At 59.7% G+C, this 13786-nt stretch carries 17 protein-coding genes; 5 read left to right on the top strand and 12 right to left on the bottom strand.

The window, feature by feature from the left end:
* Positions 1-2 precede the first annotated feature (2 nt).
* The 8 genes from SYN60AY4M2_RS07470 to SYN60AY4M2_RS07435 form a co-directional block, all read right to left on the bottom strand.
* On the bottom strand, positions 3-815 hold the full coding sequence (locus SYN60AY4M2_RS07470; protein WP_099812626.1) for a carbon-nitrogen hydrolase family protein: 813 nt from the start codon (positions 813-815) through the stop codon (positions 3-5).
* Positions 816-845: 30 nt separating this feature from the next.
* On the bottom strand, positions 846-1067 hold the full coding sequence (locus tag SYN60AY4M2_RS07465; RefSeq protein ID WP_011428983.1) for a DUF2839 domain-containing protein: 222 nt from the start codon (positions 1065-1067) through the stop codon (positions 846-848).
* 231 nt (positions 1068-1298) lie between these two features.
* Positions 1299-2042, bottom strand: coding sequence for an anti-sigma factor (locus SYN60AY4M2_RS07460; protein WP_011428984.1), 744 nt, complete (start codon positions 2040-2042; stop codon positions 1299-1301).
* On the bottom strand, positions 2039-2620 hold the full coding sequence (locus SYN60AY4M2_RS07455) for a sigma-70 family RNA polymerase sigma factor (protein WP_099813287.1): 582 nt from the start codon (positions 2618-2620) through the stop codon (positions 2039-2041). The genes SYN60AY4M2_RS07460 and SYN60AY4M2_RS07455 overlap by 4 nt, the downstream gene beginning before the upstream one ends.
* Before the next feature lie 298 nt (positions 2621-2918).
* Positions 2919-3686, bottom strand: coding sequence for a DUF4394 domain-containing protein (locus SYN60AY4M2_RS07450; protein WP_240527769.1), 768 nt, complete (start codon positions 3684-3686; stop codon positions 2919-2921).
* Positions 3687-3973: 287 nt separating this feature from the next.
* The gene (locus SYN60AY4M2_RS07445; protein ID WP_099812624.1) at positions 3974-4756 is read right to left on the bottom strand and encodes an ABC-2 family transporter protein; all 783 of its coding nucleotides are present in this window, start codon (positions 4754-4756) and stop codon (positions 3974-3976) included.
* 17 nt (positions 4757-4773) lie between these two features.
* Positions 4774-5517 (bottom strand): methyltransferase domain-containing protein, encoded by a 744-nt coding sequence (locus SYN60AY4M2_RS07440; protein ID WP_099812623.1) that lies wholly within the window; start codon positions 5515-5517, stop codon positions 4774-4776.
* 48 nt (positions 5518-5565) lie between these two features.
* A complete protein-coding gene (locus tag SYN60AY4M2_RS07435) occupies positions 5566-6057 on the bottom strand; it encodes an FHA domain-containing protein (protein ID WP_099812622.1) in 492 nt (163 codons plus the stop codon).
* A 430-nt stretch (positions 6058-6487) separates the two neighbouring features.
* Between SYN60AY4M2_RS07435 and SYN60AY4M2_RS07430 the strand changes: the two genes are divergently transcribed.
* Together SYN60AY4M2_RS07430 and SYN60AY4M2_RS07425 are read left to right on the top strand one after the other, a co-directional pair.
* Positions 6488-7123 (top strand): DUF3038 domain-containing protein, encoded by a 636-nt coding sequence (locus SYN60AY4M2_RS07430; RefSeq protein ID WP_240527768.1) that lies wholly within the window; start codon positions 6488-6490, stop codon positions 7121-7123.
* Positions 7124-7162: 39 nt separating this feature from the next.
* Positions 7163-8053, top strand: a complete 891-nt coding sequence (locus SYN60AY4M2_RS07425; RefSeq protein ID WP_011428993.1) for a DUF4335 domain-containing protein — start codon at positions 7163-7165, stop codon at positions 8051-8053.
* A 20-nt stretch (positions 8054-8073) separates the two neighbouring features.
* Here SYN60AY4M2_RS07425 and SYN60AY4M2_RS14080 read toward each other — a convergent pair whose 3' ends face one another.
* From SYN60AY4M2_RS14080 to SYN60AY4M2_RS14415, 3 genes are all read right to left on the bottom strand, one after another.
* Positions 8074-8214, bottom strand: a complete 141-nt coding sequence (locus SYN60AY4M2_RS14080) for a hypothetical protein (protein ID WP_168173324.1) — start codon at positions 8212-8214, stop codon at positions 8074-8076.
* A 184-nt stretch (positions 8215-8398) separates the two neighbouring features.
* The gene (locus tag SYN60AY4M2_RS14420) at positions 8399-8554 is read right to left on the bottom strand and encodes a YccF domain-containing protein (protein ID WP_228375383.1); all 156 of its coding nucleotides are present in this window, start codon (positions 8552-8554) and stop codon (positions 8399-8401) included.
* 8 nt (positions 8555-8562) lie between these two features.
* Positions 8563-8760: a YccF domain-containing protein gene (locus SYN60AY4M2_RS14415; RefSeq protein ID WP_240527767.1), complete on the bottom strand. Its 198-nt coding sequence runs from the start codon at positions 8758-8760 to the stop codon at positions 8563-8565.
* Positions 8761-8988: 228 nt separating this feature from the next.
* Here SYN60AY4M2_RS14415 and chlP point away from each other — a divergent pair, with 228 nt between their 5' ends.
* Positions 8989-10209, top strand: a complete 1221-nt coding sequence (gene chlP, locus SYN60AY4M2_RS07410) for a geranylgeranyl reductase (RefSeq protein WP_099812621.1) — start codon at positions 8989-8991, stop codon at positions 10207-10209.
* A gap of 6 nt (positions 10210-10215) precedes the next feature.
* Here chlP and SYN60AY4M2_RS07405 read toward each other — a convergent pair whose 3' ends face one another.
* Entirely contained in the window at positions 10216-11061 is an 846-nt protein-coding gene (locus SYN60AY4M2_RS07405) for a hypothetical protein (RefSeq protein ID WP_011428995.1), read from the bottom strand.
* Between the two features lie 360 nt (positions 11062-11421).
* On the opposite strand from SYN60AY4M2_RS07405, the gene secD reads away from it, so the two are divergent.
* Together secD and secF are read left to right on the top strand one after the other, a co-directional pair.
* A complete protein-coding gene (gene secD / locus SYN60AY4M2_RS07400) occupies positions 11422-12768 on the top strand; it encodes a protein translocase subunit SecD (protein ID WP_099812619.1) in 1347 nt (448 codons plus the stop codon).
* On the top strand, positions 12765-13760 hold the full coding sequence (gene secF / locus SYN60AY4M2_RS07395; protein WP_011428997.1) for a protein translocase subunit SecF: 996 nt from the start codon (positions 12765-12767) through the stop codon (positions 13758-13760). The genes secD and secF overlap by 4 nt, the downstream gene beginning before the upstream one ends.
* The last annotated feature ends 26 nt before the right edge of the window (positions 13761-13786 follow it).

The raw sequence follows: 13786 nt of genomic DNA, 5'->3' as shown, positions 1-13786 counted from the left end.
CCTCAGGCAAGCCGACGGTGTTGCAGCGAGGGCATCTGCCGTCGGACAAGCTGCAGCCGCTCCGGGTCGATCTCGGCAATGGCCGCACCTGGTTTTTCGCCGCCGGCATCCGCCAAGATCGTCCCCCAGGGATCCACGATCATGGCGTGCCCGTGGCACTGCCGCCGCGCGTAGTGGGTGCCCACCTGGGCGGGGGCGATCACGTAGCAGGTGTTTTCAATGGCCCGACACTGCAGCAAAACCTGCCAGTGATCCCGACCCGTGTAGGCGGTAAAGGCGGCGGGGATCAACAACACTTCTGCCCCTCGATCCACCAAGGAGCGATATAGCTCAGGAAAGCGCACGTCGTAACAGACCGACAAACCAAGGGTGCCTAGCCGCTCCTCCTGGCAGACAACCACCTCGTTGCCGCTCACCACCGTGTTCGACTCGCGGTAGGTGTTGCCGTCGGGCAGGTTGACGTCGAAGAGGTGGATCTTGCGGTAGCGGGCCAGCTCCTTGCCCTCGGGGCTGTAGAGGGCCGCCGTGTTGTACACCTTGCCCTGTCCATCCGGCACCGGGTATCCCCCGCCCAGCACAAACACCTGGTAGCGCTGGGCCATCTTGGCCAAAAACTCTTCGGCCCGCTGCGCAATCTCCGGCGCAAGGCGGGCTTTTTCTTCCTCCGGCCCCATGAAGGCAAAGTTTTCCGGCAAGGTCACCAGCTCACAGCCCCGGCGCGCCGCAAAGTCAATCCACTCCTCTGCCTGTTGCAAGTTGCCGGCCAGATCGGGGGTGCTGGTCATCTGCAGGGCGGCTGCCAAGTAGGATCGCATAGGAAAACTCCACTCAAGGGATCCAGCCGGCTAGCCCACCAGGTGCCACCAGCCCAGGGCAGGCCCCACAAATCGCACCACCACCCAGACAATGGCCAGGAGAATAATGCCGGCCCAAGCGCCTCGAGTTGTCCAATTGTAGATCGTGCGGGCTTGGGCTTTGGTGAGAGGAATGTCTTTGAGCTGGGGAAAGAGCAGCTCTTGGTCGGGAGTCGGTCTGTTTCGGGTTTTGCGGCGCTTGGCTTCGCCCATAGGGTGGCCTCCAAGTTGGCTTTTGCTGTGCCGGGGTAGTGACCATCATCTTAATGCTGTTACGCTTCCGGTGCACCCACAACTTTTCCCAACGGCAGGGTGGCTCGGGATCCCTGTTTTGCCGATCCACATCGGCGAGAGTGCTCCGCCAGTCGCTTAAGCAGAGGGATCCTGGCTAGATCCATGCCTTGCCTCCGCCGACGAACCTATGTTGGTTGGCCACTGCTCCCGCTAGCCGGAAATCCACAGAGGGGATCCCTGGTGCTCTTGGGGCCGGCTGCCGTCTTCTTCGGTAATGGCCACTGCCCGCACCCATTCTGTGGATGCGAACACCGGTGGCAAGCGCAGCTCCTGTTCTTGGTTTCCCGCCGCATCCACCCGGAAAGCTGTGGTGAGGATCGCCCCCGCCCTATCTTTGGTGAAGGGCGCTTCCGGCTCCAGCACCACCCAGAGCGCATAGACGCGGCCTTCCGGCAGCGGCGGCAAACCGCGGGCTACCAGCCTCCCCTGCAAGCGCTGCGGATCCACCTCCACCGTAACCGAGCCAGTCACGTTTTCTGCCGTCGGTTGCAATTCATATGTCACCACCTCGACCGGGATCCCTTGCGTCTGGGCCAGTTGCAGCCTGCGCCACAGGTAGAGATTCCCCAGTCCCAAAGCCACGATTAACCCTGCTGCCAATGCCGCCAGGCCCCGCCAGCGAGGGGATCCCTGAATTGTCGTGGAGAGGGGTTTGGGCGCCGGCTCTGTGTAGGCTTGCAGCAGAGAAGCCCGCAGCGCGGGGGGAGGTTGCTTCTCTTCGACGCCGTAGGCCCTTTCCAGGGTCTGTTGCAGGGCTTGCAGCTCCTGCTGCAGCTCCGGGCGCAGCTTGAGCACCGCTTCCAGGCGGTCGGCCTCTTCCGGGGAGAGATCCCCCAGCACGTAGCCGGCCAGCCACAGTTGCAGTTCTTCGGGAGACACAGACTCGGCTTTCATGGGGCGCCTCCCAGCAACTCGCGCAGCCGCAGCAAGCCTCGGCGGGCTCTGGCTTTAACCGTTCCCAAAGGCAGATTCAATTGCTTGGCAATTTCTGTTTGGCTCATGCCTTCGTAATAGGCCATCTTTAAGACTTGCCGTTGACTTTCGGACAACTCGGCCAAGGCCGTTTGCACCTCGGCCACCCGTTCCGCTTGGGCCAACTGCTCCAAGGTGGGATCCGCAGCAGGACTACCCTGCAATTCCACTCTGCCCTGTTCCAGGGAGCGCTGTCGATTCCGCCAAGAGCGCAGCCGATCCAAACAGCGAGAGCGAGCCAAGATGCTCAGGTAGGTGCGCAGGGATCCCCGTCTGGGATCAAAGGAGGAACGGGCCAAGTTCAAAAAAATATCTTGGGTGAGATCTTCGGCTTCGGCAGTGTTGCCCAGCATTTTGCAGGCAATTCCGTACACCAAGCCGGCATGTCGGTCGTAGAGAATGGCCAGAGCTTGTGACCGGCCTGCTTTTAGGGCTGCAAACACCTCTGCATCGGTTTTTTCCTGCAGGGATCCCTCAGCTTTGTCACCCTCGATCTTCATGAGCGGGAAGAGGAAACGGGATGGAAAAGAGAAAGAAACTGCAGAGGCACAAGCATCGCCCAGGACAACCCAAGCAGGGCAGCGGCTCTCATAATTTATCGTCTGCATAGGCGGAGGTCAACCCCGAGCTAAGGGGAGATAGAAGGCCCAATCCTGAGCTGGGATCGGGCCGGGTCAAGGATCAACAGCAGCAACGATCTCAAAACGATTCCAACAATTGGTTCCAAATCAATGAATCCAAAACATTGATTAATGTTGATTAACCTTGATTTAGATAGGCAAATGGGAATCGGCTTTCCTAGAGGGCGGCCAAGCCAAAGAACGGCCCACCCGGCAGGGTGCCCAGGGATGTGGCCCGACCGGTGTTTAGGTCAATTCGATACAAGGTGGAACCGCCGATGGCAAAGCCGGTATCCACCCCATCAGCAGTACGGATGTCAAACCCGCCCACAGGGCCGAAGTTCACCCCCAGGGGGCCAATGGGCACCTGAACCCCATCGTTGGGGGGATTCTGCAACACCAGCAGGTTCCGTTGCCCGTCGATGTTCAGCAGCCGCGTGGATTGGGCACCCGCCACATTGTTGGTGTAGGCGGCGGCGGTGATGGCCGGCTGGGATCCCTGTAGTTCCATTGGGCCAAAGGCCAAAGGTCTATCTTGGATCACTTCGCCCGTATCCACATTGATGCGGAAGTTCTGGCCATTGGCTCCCACCAAGCGCAGCCGATCCGGAACAGGGTTGAAATCCATGCCAGAAAGCGTGCCCGCGGTGAAGGGAACCGACAGAGTGCTGGCCACGGTAGCGACACCGGTCTGCAAGTTGATGGTGTAAAGGATGCTGGTGTCGGTCAGCCCGTAAAGCAGCCGGTTGGCAGGGCGCACATCGATACCAATGAGGTTGCCGTTCACTCCTGTTACCGTCAGGGATCCTTGCACAGAAGCATCGGCAGAGCGGATAAAGGTGAGGCGGTTGCCGCTGCTCAAAGCCACCAAATCCGCTTGGGAAGGCATCATCGAAGACGAAGTGCCGCTGCCACAGCCCAAGAGAGCAAAACTGCCGGCTATCACAGATGCTGCTACAAAGCTTGTGTGTTTGTGCATTGAACAGGCTCCTCAAAAGATCGACAAACCATCAAAACCACTGACAGACAAGCCCCCCTAAACCACAGAGCCTGTGGCTGCAAAGCGCTGCAGTGAAAACTTTTTTGCCCTCAACCCAGAGAACTCTGCGATTCCCTCTGCCTTGTACTGAAGGCAGTTGTTCTCCGCGATGTCAGCGCGTGGGGCGCGTCTGTAGAAATTACTCAACTCCTGGAAACTCGGATGCGTGGGATCCAAGCTTTTTGGCCCAGACTTTAACTGGAAGCGCTGGTGTAAAAGCGCAGGGCAAAGCGCCAGAAGAGATGGGATCCCCACAACAGCCCTGCCGCCAGCAGGGCGGATCCCACAAGCCAGGGCCACTGGATCCGACCCAGCAAGACTTCTGCCGGCACGGTGGTCAAGAAAGCCACCGGCACGACGAAGGTAAAAAACAACCGATAGGCCACCGGATAGGCCACCAGCGGGAATCGCCCCGCCTCCACCAAGCCCCGCAACACCTCGGTGACGTTGTAGATCTTGACAAACCAGATGCTGGTGGCCCCCAGCATAAACCAGAGGCTGTAGAGGATGACCAACCCCAGCAAAAGGGGCACTAGACCCAGAACATAGGCCCAGGCCGGCAGCCGCAACTGGATCCCGGCGTAGAGAATCAACAACAGGCCACAGCCAATATCCACCAGGCCCCAGGGAGAAAACACCCGAGTTGACAGCCAAAACTGACTGCTGATGGGCTTGAGCAACACAAAATCCAGGGTGCCTTCCTGAACTTGTTGCACGATGCGGTTTAAGTTGACGTTAAAAAGGCTGGCCGACACCCCCTGCAAAATGGTGAACACCCCCAAGACGATGAGCGCCTCCGGCCAGCTCCAGCCCCCCAGGCGGTGCCCCTGCTGGTAGAACAGCGACAGCCCAAACAAAGCTGACCCCAGGCCGCCCAAGCTGCTGAGGCTGGCAAAGACAAAATTGGCCCGGTACTCCATTTCTGCAGCTACAGAAGTGCTCCAAAACAACCACAACACCTGCAAATAGCGCAGCACTTGGGTTTTCTCCCATCTCAGCGTTCATTCCACTTGCGGTAGCAGCGGGCAGTAATCAAATAGGGGTGAAACACTTCTAAGAAATGGCTTTGTAACACCTGAAAGAACTCCTCGATCCGCTGTGAATCGTCGAGATGAAAGGGAAATTCGCCGTTAAACCCCTTGAAAAAATACCAGTTAATCAAGAGCTTACCTGCCGGCTGGAGCCAGTCGTCAAATTGCCGCAACTGCGCCGCCGGATCCGGCAAATGTTCCACCACATCGAAGCAGATGACGGTGTCAAAACGGATCCCTTCCGGGAAGGTGTCTGGACAGTGGATGCGTTCGCTTAGGCCCAGCTTTTCCGCCCGCAGTTGCACAAACTGCCGATGGATGGGGTTGATATCCCAGAAGATCACCTGCTCCACCGCCGGGCAGAGGGCCGCCCCAATGGCGTGGGTGCCGATGCCGCCGCCAAAATCCAACACCCGCCCACGGGCATGGTCGGCCACCAGGCGCAGGGTATCGCCGATGTAGTCGGTGCTGCTCAGGTGCCAAGCTGCCAAGTCCAGCAAATAGGCGGATCCCACCCGATCCCGGTAAAAGATCTCCGCCTGATCCCAGATGAAGTCGCGCCGGCCCAGCTCTGCCAACTGTTGCTGGCCAAGCCGCAGCTTCTCCCGCAGCTCGGCGGCCTTGAGGCCGAGAAAGGATCCCAAGTGAGCTTCCAGGTCGAAGCCATTTTGCCAGTAGCCGCTCAGGGCAGGGGGAGTGGGAGTCACGGGAACCCAAAACTCGGCAGGGGGTTGGATTGAAAACCATTCACGCCATCAAGCGGCGGTGAAGTCGTCGTTCTCTCTGGGCGTCTCTTTCAAGGTTTCTCTCTGGGATCCGGTTGGGGTTACATTGTCGCCGAGGGCCGGCGGCCTCAACAGGGCTGCCAGCGTCTCCGGGCTGAGGCGGTCGGTGCTCTCCACGATGGCGGTTACATTGGGCCCAAACCCTATCTTGTCCAAAAGCTGTAGCCGATGAGACAAAACCCGCTTGCCGTTGACGAACAAACCATTGGTGCTGCGGCGGGATGCGGAACTGCCGTCAAAGATCATATAGCCGTACCCAGCCCGGTTCTCTTCCGGGATGCGGATGATCAGGGCGTGTTCGCGGGAAACACAAGAGTCGTAGAGGCGGATGTGGTTGCTGGCTGCCCGGCCCACCGAGTAGTAAATCTTGTCTAAGACAACGCCGCGCCGACCCATCCGATCCGTGAAGATCAAGACCAAGTGAGGAGGGCTGGGTTGGGCAGCAGGAGCGCTCATGCTCATCTGTGGATACGCCCGGAGCTGAGGTGGTCAGAAAGGGCAGACTGGGAACAGTCAGGCAATCAAGCCGCAAAATGCGGATCCCCCTCTCTTCTCACCCGCTATAGGCTTGAATCATACACTATCCTAGGTCAACCCATACCGACAGCGCCTCCTACCCCCTCTTTTTCTCAAGGGCAAACAGGCTGAGAAAATGGGTTCGTTGCAAAAACAACAACTGACCCAGAACAACTCGGTCTGACTTCTAATCTGGTTGGGGAACTCTCAAGAAGCGAGAAAGAGCGGGACAATGCCCAGCGCCTGCCGGATGTCGTCATCCAAGCCCTTGGCAAGGGTCAGAATCAAGCGCAGGAGGGATCCGGTTGCAGGTTTGCCCCAGACAGGAGATCATAGAGTCCTATCAAAGCAAAAAGCTCCCATTGACAGCGTGACGGTGGAACCTAAGCAGACTCAGCTAGACCCTCGGCCCGCCGGCCTCACCACAGCTACCGGAACCATCAAAGCCCAGTTGGATTTGCTGTTGCTGGGGCTGGAGTCCCTGAGCGGAGAAATTTCCGAGGCGGTTCTGGCTGCAGCCAAAGCCCTGAACTTGGAAAAGCAGATCGGCGATCGGGTGGCTCTCTGGCGGCTGCGCAACGCCAACCCTCTGCGCCGCAGCAGCGGTGGGCGAAAAGAAGTCGATATCGAAGAGGCGCGCGCCCTGGTGCTGGTGATTGCTCATCTGGCTGCTCAGCAGCAGGCCCGTATCCGCAGCACCTTGGAGCAACTGGAAGCTGCTGTTGAACAGGAGCTCAGCCCTTTCCGTCAGCCACTGGTGGGCGACTATCTAGATGAGTTTATCTCCCACTACCGCAGCCGCATGGTGGATGGGGATGTGCGTGACGAGAACAGCCTCGCCGAGCTGGCTCTGCGCATCTTGATCGAGCTGATGTTTTACAGCAGCCCAAGAGGGGCCCAGCGTCTATGGAAAGCCCTGCTCAACCGCCCTGAGATGGATCTGCCCGCCGGCAGCGACGAAGAAGGGGAGGTAGCCCATAGCTCCGGATCGGATGCTTTGCCCTCTTCCTGAAATAGGCTCCTTGCTTGTGTTGTTTGCCCGCCAGTTGCCATGCCCAGTCTCACCCTTATCAGTCATACCTATCAACAGCCCACCTCGACCCTCACGGTGCGGGGAGAGGCACCTGGCCTGCCCGAAGCTGCCGAGGGTTCCTCAACGCCGCCCCTGCGAGCCATCCAGCAGAACTTCGAGTGTCAGTTGGAAATTCGCCAGGGGGAGACCACCAAAACTCTGCAGGGGGACAGTGTTTGGCTCAGCGATTTGATCGCGGTGATCGACCGCTACGTCGGATCCCAGCTCAGCGGCGCGCCCAAGGGAACCTTCAGCGGTACTGTGGCCATCCGTCCGCTGGATTTTATTTTTCATCGCCTCACGGTGCGCCAAGGGGAGAATCAGATTGCCCAAGTGGATCTGTCGATGACCCAGTTGTACGACCTGTTGGAGAACCTCTCTCAGGTGGCCGATGACATTCCCCAACTGGCCAGCCTGGGAACGCCGGTAACGCGGGCTTGGTATCGACAGCCTGCCGGGATCGCTGCCCTGCTGGTGGGAGGGATCGCCCTGGTGGCCGGGGTCGGGATCTGGGCCAGCCGCACCCCGGAGAAGAGGGCTCCCACTGCTTTCAACTCGGCCCAGGAGCAGCTCACCGCGCCGGAAGCCTCTGGAGATCCTCTGCTGCGGCTGCAAAACACCCTGGCCCAGCAATGGCAGTCTCCTCCCGATTTGCAGGAGAGCTTGATCTATCGAGTAACGGTGGATGCGGCGGGATCCCTGCTGGCTGCCGAGCCGGAGAATGAGCTGGCCCGGGAACGCCGCGCCGAAACTCCTCTTGCCGACCTGCCGGAGTTGCCGCCGGATCCCTTGCCGACGGGTGCCAAACAGTTCCGCATCAGCCTAGGGCCAGAGAGCCGGGTAGAAGTGACCCAGATAGAGCCCCTCTGAAATCCGGGCTGAGGAGAACGTCACTCCAGACAGATGACCGGCCCCTCTGTGCCACACTGCTCGCCGTGCAGCCACTCTTCCTGGGGATCCGATTGAGCCAAAGACATAGCCGCCAGCAGAGCCAAAGCAGCGACTACCCCCGCGAGCCAGATGCTGCGCATGGTTTTCTCCCCATCTGCGATGAGTTCAATCTCTCGCTTTTCCGCCCGTGTCTTGGTGACCGGATGAGAGGTTCGAAGGCGATCCAAATCACAGTCAACGGCTGGCCGCTCGCCCTCTCCCCTTGCCGTCGCGGTAGAGTTTGGCAGTGATCTTAATCTGCAGGGATCCCCACTTTGCCCTCTTTCAGCGCAGATCCCGGCCAAAAGGCAACAAAGACAGGATGACCAGCTTCAGGTGCTGTTTGGCAAAGGGGATCCCAACGACGGTGACGGCCAGGATCACAGCCCAGAAGAGGTGGTTGAGCACCAGGGGCCAGCCGAAGAGCAACAGCCAGATCACGTTGAAGATCAGCAGCAGCGGGCTGTTGGCAACTCCACCACTTCTTTGCCGAAGGGGGCAAGCACTGCAAACCCCAGTTTGATGCTCTGCCAGCCAAAAGGAATGCCGATGATGGTCAGGCAAAGGCTTAGCCCCCCCAAGATATAGCCCAGACTGGTCAGCAACCCCCCGAAGATCAGCCAAATGATGTTGCCAATTAAGCTCATGATTCAGAACCTCTAGCGCTGAGCCCGGACTGCAGGGCAGGTTTCCGCTCCCCGCCCCCTGGACAAGCAGACGGGGCGGACCCCTTTTTATTGTTCCCATCGCCAAAGCACGTTCCCTTGAGCCTCGCCGAACTGGAATACTTCGTCAAGGTTTGCAACGCTTTTGGGGAGCTGTGGTAGGATGCCTGCTGTCTGACGAGCCGATCTACTTGCAGCGAGGAGAGCGCCTTGAGCCTGAGAGTTGCTGTTGTTGGGGGTGGCCCAGCCGGAGCCTCTGCCGCCGAAGTTCTAGCCCAAGCCGGAATCGAGACCTTTTTGTTTGAGCGGAAGCTAGACAACGCCAAGCCCTGCGGGGGCGCTATTCCCCTCTGTATGGTCTCAGAGTTCGACCTCCCTGAGGAGATTATCGACCGCAAAGTGCGCAAGATGAAGATGATCTCCCCTTCCAACTACGAGGTGGATATCGCCCTCGCAAAGGAAAATGAGTATATCGGCATGTGCCGCCGCGAGATCCTGGATGCCTTCTTGCGCAACCGCGCTCGCCAAAAAGGGGCGGAGCTGATCCACGGCAAGGTGATGCATCTGGAAATCCCCCAAAATGGCCGGGATCCCTACATCCTGCACTACAGCGATTTTTCCGACGGCTCAAATCGGGGAGTACCCCGTTCGCTGGCGGTGGATCTGGTGATCGGGGCAGATGGCTTTCACTCCAAGGTGGCAGAAGCCATCGGTGCCGGCGACTACAACTATGCTCTGGCCTTTCAGGAGCGGATTCGGCTCCCGGACGACAAAATGGCCTACTACGAGGAGCGGGCAGAGATGTACGTGGGGGACGATGTTTCTCCGGACTTCTATGCCTGGGTGTTCCCCAAGTGCGACCACGTGGCGGTGGGCACCGGCACCATGAAGGCCAACCAAGCCCAGATCCAAAAGTTGCAGGCCGGGATCCGCGCCCGCGCTGCCGAGCGGATTCGGGGCGGCCAGGTGATCAAGGTGGAAGCCCATCCGATCCCAGAGCATCCGCGTCCGCGCCGTGTGGTGGGTCGGGCAGCCCTGGTGGGAGATGCGGCAGGCTATGTAACCAAGTCCAGCGGCGAGGGGATCTATTTTGCCGCCAAGTCGGGCCGCATGTGCGCCGAGACCATCGTCGAGACCTCCGAGGGCGGGAAGCGCATCCCCAGCGAAGAAGATCTCAAGCTGTACCTCAAGCGCTGGGATCGCCAATACGGCCTAACCTACAAGGTTTTGGACATTTTGCAACGGGTGTTCTACCGTTCCAACGCCACCCGCGAGGCCTTTGTGGAGATGTGCGCTGACCGGGATGTGCAGCGGATGACCTTTGACAGCTACCTCTACAAGACGGTGGTGCCCATGAACCCTTGGGTGCAGTTCAAGATCACGGTTAAGACTCTAGGCAGCCTGCTGCGAGGGAACGCCCTGGCACCTTAGGGATCCCTACTGCCACTGGAAGGTGACGGTGACCCGATCCCAATTGGCATCGGTTTTCAGAACCCTAGCAGAGGCGCGTTGTCCCGGCGGCACGTCGCTGGGTTCAAACGCGACCACCCGCGTCTCCACCACCTCCTCTCCCCGGTAGAACGTGAAGCGAGCACGAGCGTTGAGGACGGTGCGGGTGCTGCGGTTGATCGCCTCTACGCTCAGGCGGCTGCCAGCCCCCACCCGTTCTTCCTGAATCGAGCCCACGATCACGAAATCTCCCGGGTTGGGTGCAGATTCGGCGGCAGCAGTCGGCGTTGGGCTGGCCGTCGGTGGGGCCGTCTCGGCCTGGCCGGGATCGGGCTGCTTCAAGAGCGCCAAGACGCGGGCCAGCTCCTGCTGAAAGAAGACAAAGGCTTCCCGCGATTGGTTGGCCACCTGGGCCAAGATCAGCCGATCCGACTCTTCCAGGGGGATCTCCAGGAGGGGGGCCGGCCCTTTGAGGGCGACCCGAATGCTGGCGACTTCTTGGTTGATGAATTTATCCAAGTAGGGAAAGATGTTGAGAATGCAGTCTTGAAAGGATCCCATTGGCATAACGCGATTGTTCGTCAGCACTAAGTCGGCTCGCTCACAGCTAGTTCGATCCTCCATATCGATTTCCAGCGGCACCCGAAAAGATCCCAGGCTGGTGTTGGTGATGGTGACGTTAATGCCGTCCACTTCCTGCCGCCAGCCGTGGATGATCTCCAGGCTAGGGCTGGTCACTTCCTCGGTGAAATACTCTCCGGCCCAGGCGGGGGATCCCCATAAAGCTAGGGCCGAGAGCAATCCAGGGAGATAGTAAGTCCGTCTCCAATTCACCTCAACTTTCCCTCCTTGAACTCGCAGATGTCGGGGTAGAGCCAAACCGCACCCAGATGTTGCCTGCTGCCCCGAGATGGCAATAGCCTAGCCCCAGGGCTAGCACAAACCAAGAGGAGACAGCGTTGGTTTAACGGCTTTCAACCTTCTCCTTACTCGGCTCGGCAGCCGAGCGCCCATCTTCTGAGAAACTCGCGGTTGTCTCTGCAGCAGCTCCCCAGAGACCCTACTTGGACGCTCCTGCCGCTGCCGTTTTCCGACTTGTCAGGTGAGGGATCCCGTGTGCGATAGGATCAAAAGGTGCCAAAATCCTGAAAGCCTCGGATCGAGTGCGCCCGTGTTCCTCACCCTTTCAGCAGTATGGCCAGATCTCCAGCTTTGTGGCTCAGTCGCCTCGCTGTTCTGCGAGGGCTGATCTTTATCTTGGCGGTGGTGGTTGCTCTCGTCTACTTGGGCTTCAGCCGCGAAGTTCGTCTTGGCCTTGACCTCAAAGGGGGGACGCAGCTCACCCTGCAGGCTTTGCCCACGGAAGAGGTGCCTGAGATTACCTCTGAGGTGATGCAGGGGGTAGAGGCGGTGATCCAGCAGCGGATCAACGGCCTGGGGGTGGCCGAGCCTCTGGTGCAGATCAGCGGCCAAGATCGCCTGTTCGTGCAGCTGCCGGGGGTGGCAGATCCCGATCGGGCCATTGCTCTTTTGGGCGATACGGCCCGGTTGGAGTTTCGCAAGGGCCTGGTGCCGGTCAGTGCCCTGCCCCGCAACGAGCGGGGAGAGATAACGGCGGGGGAGGATCCCGACGCCCTGTTTGAACGGGTCGGCCTCACCGGCGATCTGCTGCGCAACGCCTATCCCCAAGCCCCCCGCCGCGGATCCCAGACTTGGGAAGTGTTGCTGGAGTTTAAGCCGGCAGGGGCAGAGAAGTTTACTCAGCTCACCCGCGAGTTGGCCGGAACAGGGCGCCCGATTGGCATTTTTCTGGACGACGTGCTGATCAGCGCGCCAATTGTGGGGCCGGAGTTTGCCCGCACCGGCATTACCGGCGGGACGGCGGTGATCACGGGCAATTTCACAGTGGAAACCGCCACCGATCTGGCGGTGAAGCTCAAGGCGGGGGCGCTTCCCGTTCCCATTCGCGTCATTGAAAACCGCACCGTCGGGGCCACGTTGGGGGAAGAGAGCGTGCGCCGCAGCCTCTATGCTGGCATTGCCGGCCTGGTGCTGGTTTTCGTCTTCATGGTGGCCTACTACCGCCTGCCGGGGCTTGTTGCCGATATCGCCCTCCTCATCTACGCCCTCTGTACGTTTGCTCTGTTCCAACTGCTGGGGGTGACCATGACCCTGCCCGGGATCGCCGGCTTCATCCTCAGCATCGGCATGGCGGTGGATGCCAATGTGCTGATTTTCGAGCGCATCAAAGAGGAGCTGCGGGCCGGCAAGTCCATCTACAAGTCCATCTCGGAAGGGTTTAACCGCGCCTTCAGCAGCATCCTCGACAGCAATGTCACCACCCTTTTGGTCTGTGGCGTACTTTTCTGGCTGGGGATGGGGCTGGTGAAAGGCTTTGCGGTAACCCTGGCCATTGGCATTTTGGTGAGCTTTTTCACGGCCATCACCTGCACCCGCACGCTGCTTTTGGCGGCAATGGGGATCCCCGCCCTGCGCAAACCTGAGTTTTACGGCGTTCGCATGGAGGCGGCTCAATCATGACAGCTCAAGAGCTATCCCCCACCGATCCGGCGGTGGGATCCCGGCGGTCGCTTGACTACCGCTTCGACATCGTGGGTCGCAGCAGGCTGTGGTTTAGCTTGTCTCTGGCAGTGTTGCTGGTGGGGCTGGTCAGCATGGCTTTTTCCCTGGCCTCTCTGGGAACCCCCCTGCGGCTGGGGCTGGATTTTGCCGGCGGCACCTTGTTGGATCTGCGTTTTGAGCAGCCTGTCACCACCGACGAGCTGCGGCGGGCTCTGCAGGAACATGACCTGGGAACCAGCATCATCCAACTGGACACCCAGACGGGCCAAGAAGCCCTGATCCGCATGCCCCCTTTGACGGAGCAGGAGCGCCTGGCGGTAGAAGCCACGCTGCGGCAACAGATAGGCCCTTTTGAGCGCAAGCTGGTGGAGACGGTAGGCCCGACGGTGGGGCGTCTGCTCTTGCGCTCCGGCCTTGTGGCGGTGCTCATCTCCTTTGGGCTCATTGTGGTGTATCTGGCCCTGCGCTTCCAGTGGGATTACGCAGTGTTTGCCATTGTGGCCTTGCTGCACGATGTGGTGCTGACAACAGGTCTGTTTGCCCTTTTGGGCCTGACGGTGGGCATGGAGGTGGACAGCCTGTTTTTGGTGGCGCTGCTAACCATCATTGGCTTTTCCGTCAACGACACAGTGGTTATCTACGACCGCATCCGGGAAAATCTGCGTCTGGTCAGCCGCAAGGTCAGCTTTGCCGAGGTGGTGAACCTGTCGTTGAACCAGACTTTTGCCCGCTCTTTGAACACCACCCTGACGACGATGCTGCCCCTGGTGGCCATTGCCATTTTTGGGGGAGCCACCCTGAAGGGGTTTGCCATTGCTTTGCTCATCGGCTTCAGCTTGGGGGTTTATTCCAGCATCTTCATCGCCAGCCCCCTGCTGGTGTGGTGGCGGCAGCGGCGCTATGGCGCCAACAGGGATCCCAATCCCCTGCCTTCCGGCGCAGAGGGGTAGGATCTTCCCTAGCCCAGGGGTAAAGC

Source organism: Synechococcus sp. 60AY4M2 (assembly GCF_002760375.1).
GTDB lineage: Bacteria > Cyanobacteriota > Cyanobacteriia > Thermostichales > Thermostichaceae > Thermostichus.
The sequence above is the reverse complement of the archived record's forward strand: the minus strand, read 5'-3'. Positions and strand labels throughout refer to the sequence as shown.

Excerpts from the sequence above, each read along its gene's own strand:
- SYN60AY4M2_RS07470 (WP_099812626.1), bottom strand. The coding sequence starts at position 815 with ATGCGATCCTACTTGGCAGCCGCCCTGCAGATGACCAGCACCCCCGAT.
- SYN60AY4M2_RS07465 (WP_011428983.1), bottom strand. The coding sequence starts at position 1,067 with ATGGGCGAAGCCAAGCGCCGCAAAACCCGAAACAGACCGACTCCCGAC.
- SYN60AY4M2_RS07460 (WP_011428984.1), bottom strand. The coding sequence starts at position 2,042 with ATGAAAGCCGAGTCTGTGTCTCCCGAAGAACTGCAACTGTGGCTGGCC.
- SYN60AY4M2_RS07455 (WP_099813287.1), bottom strand. The coding sequence starts at position 2,620 with ATGAAGATCGAGGGTGACAAAGCTGAGGGATCCCTGCAGGAAAAAACC.
- SYN60AY4M2_RS07435 (WP_099812622.1), bottom strand. The coding sequence starts at position 6,057 with ATGAGCATGAGCGCTCCTGCTGCCCAACCCAGCCCTCCTCACTTGGTC.
- SYN60AY4M2_RS07425 (WP_011428993.1), top strand. The coding sequence starts at position 7,163 with ATGCCCAGTCTCACCCTTATCAGTCATACCTATCAACAGCCCACCTCG.
- SYN60AY4M2_RS14080 (WP_168173324.1), bottom strand. The coding sequence starts at position 8,214 with ATGCGCAGCATCTGGCTCGCGGGGGTAGTCGCTGCTTTGGCTCTGCTG.
- SYN60AY4M2_RS14415 (WP_240527767.1), bottom strand. The coding sequence starts at position 8,760 with ATGAGCTTAATTGGCAACATCATTTGGCTGATCTTCGGGGGGTTGCTG.
- secD (WP_099812619.1), top strand. The coding sequence starts at position 11,422 with ATGGCCAGATCTCCAGCTTTGTGGCTCAGTCGCCTCGCTGTTCTGCGA.
- secF (WP_011428997.1), top strand. The coding sequence starts at position 12,765 with ATGACAGCTCAAGAGCTATCCCCCACCGATCCGGCGGTGGGATCCCGG.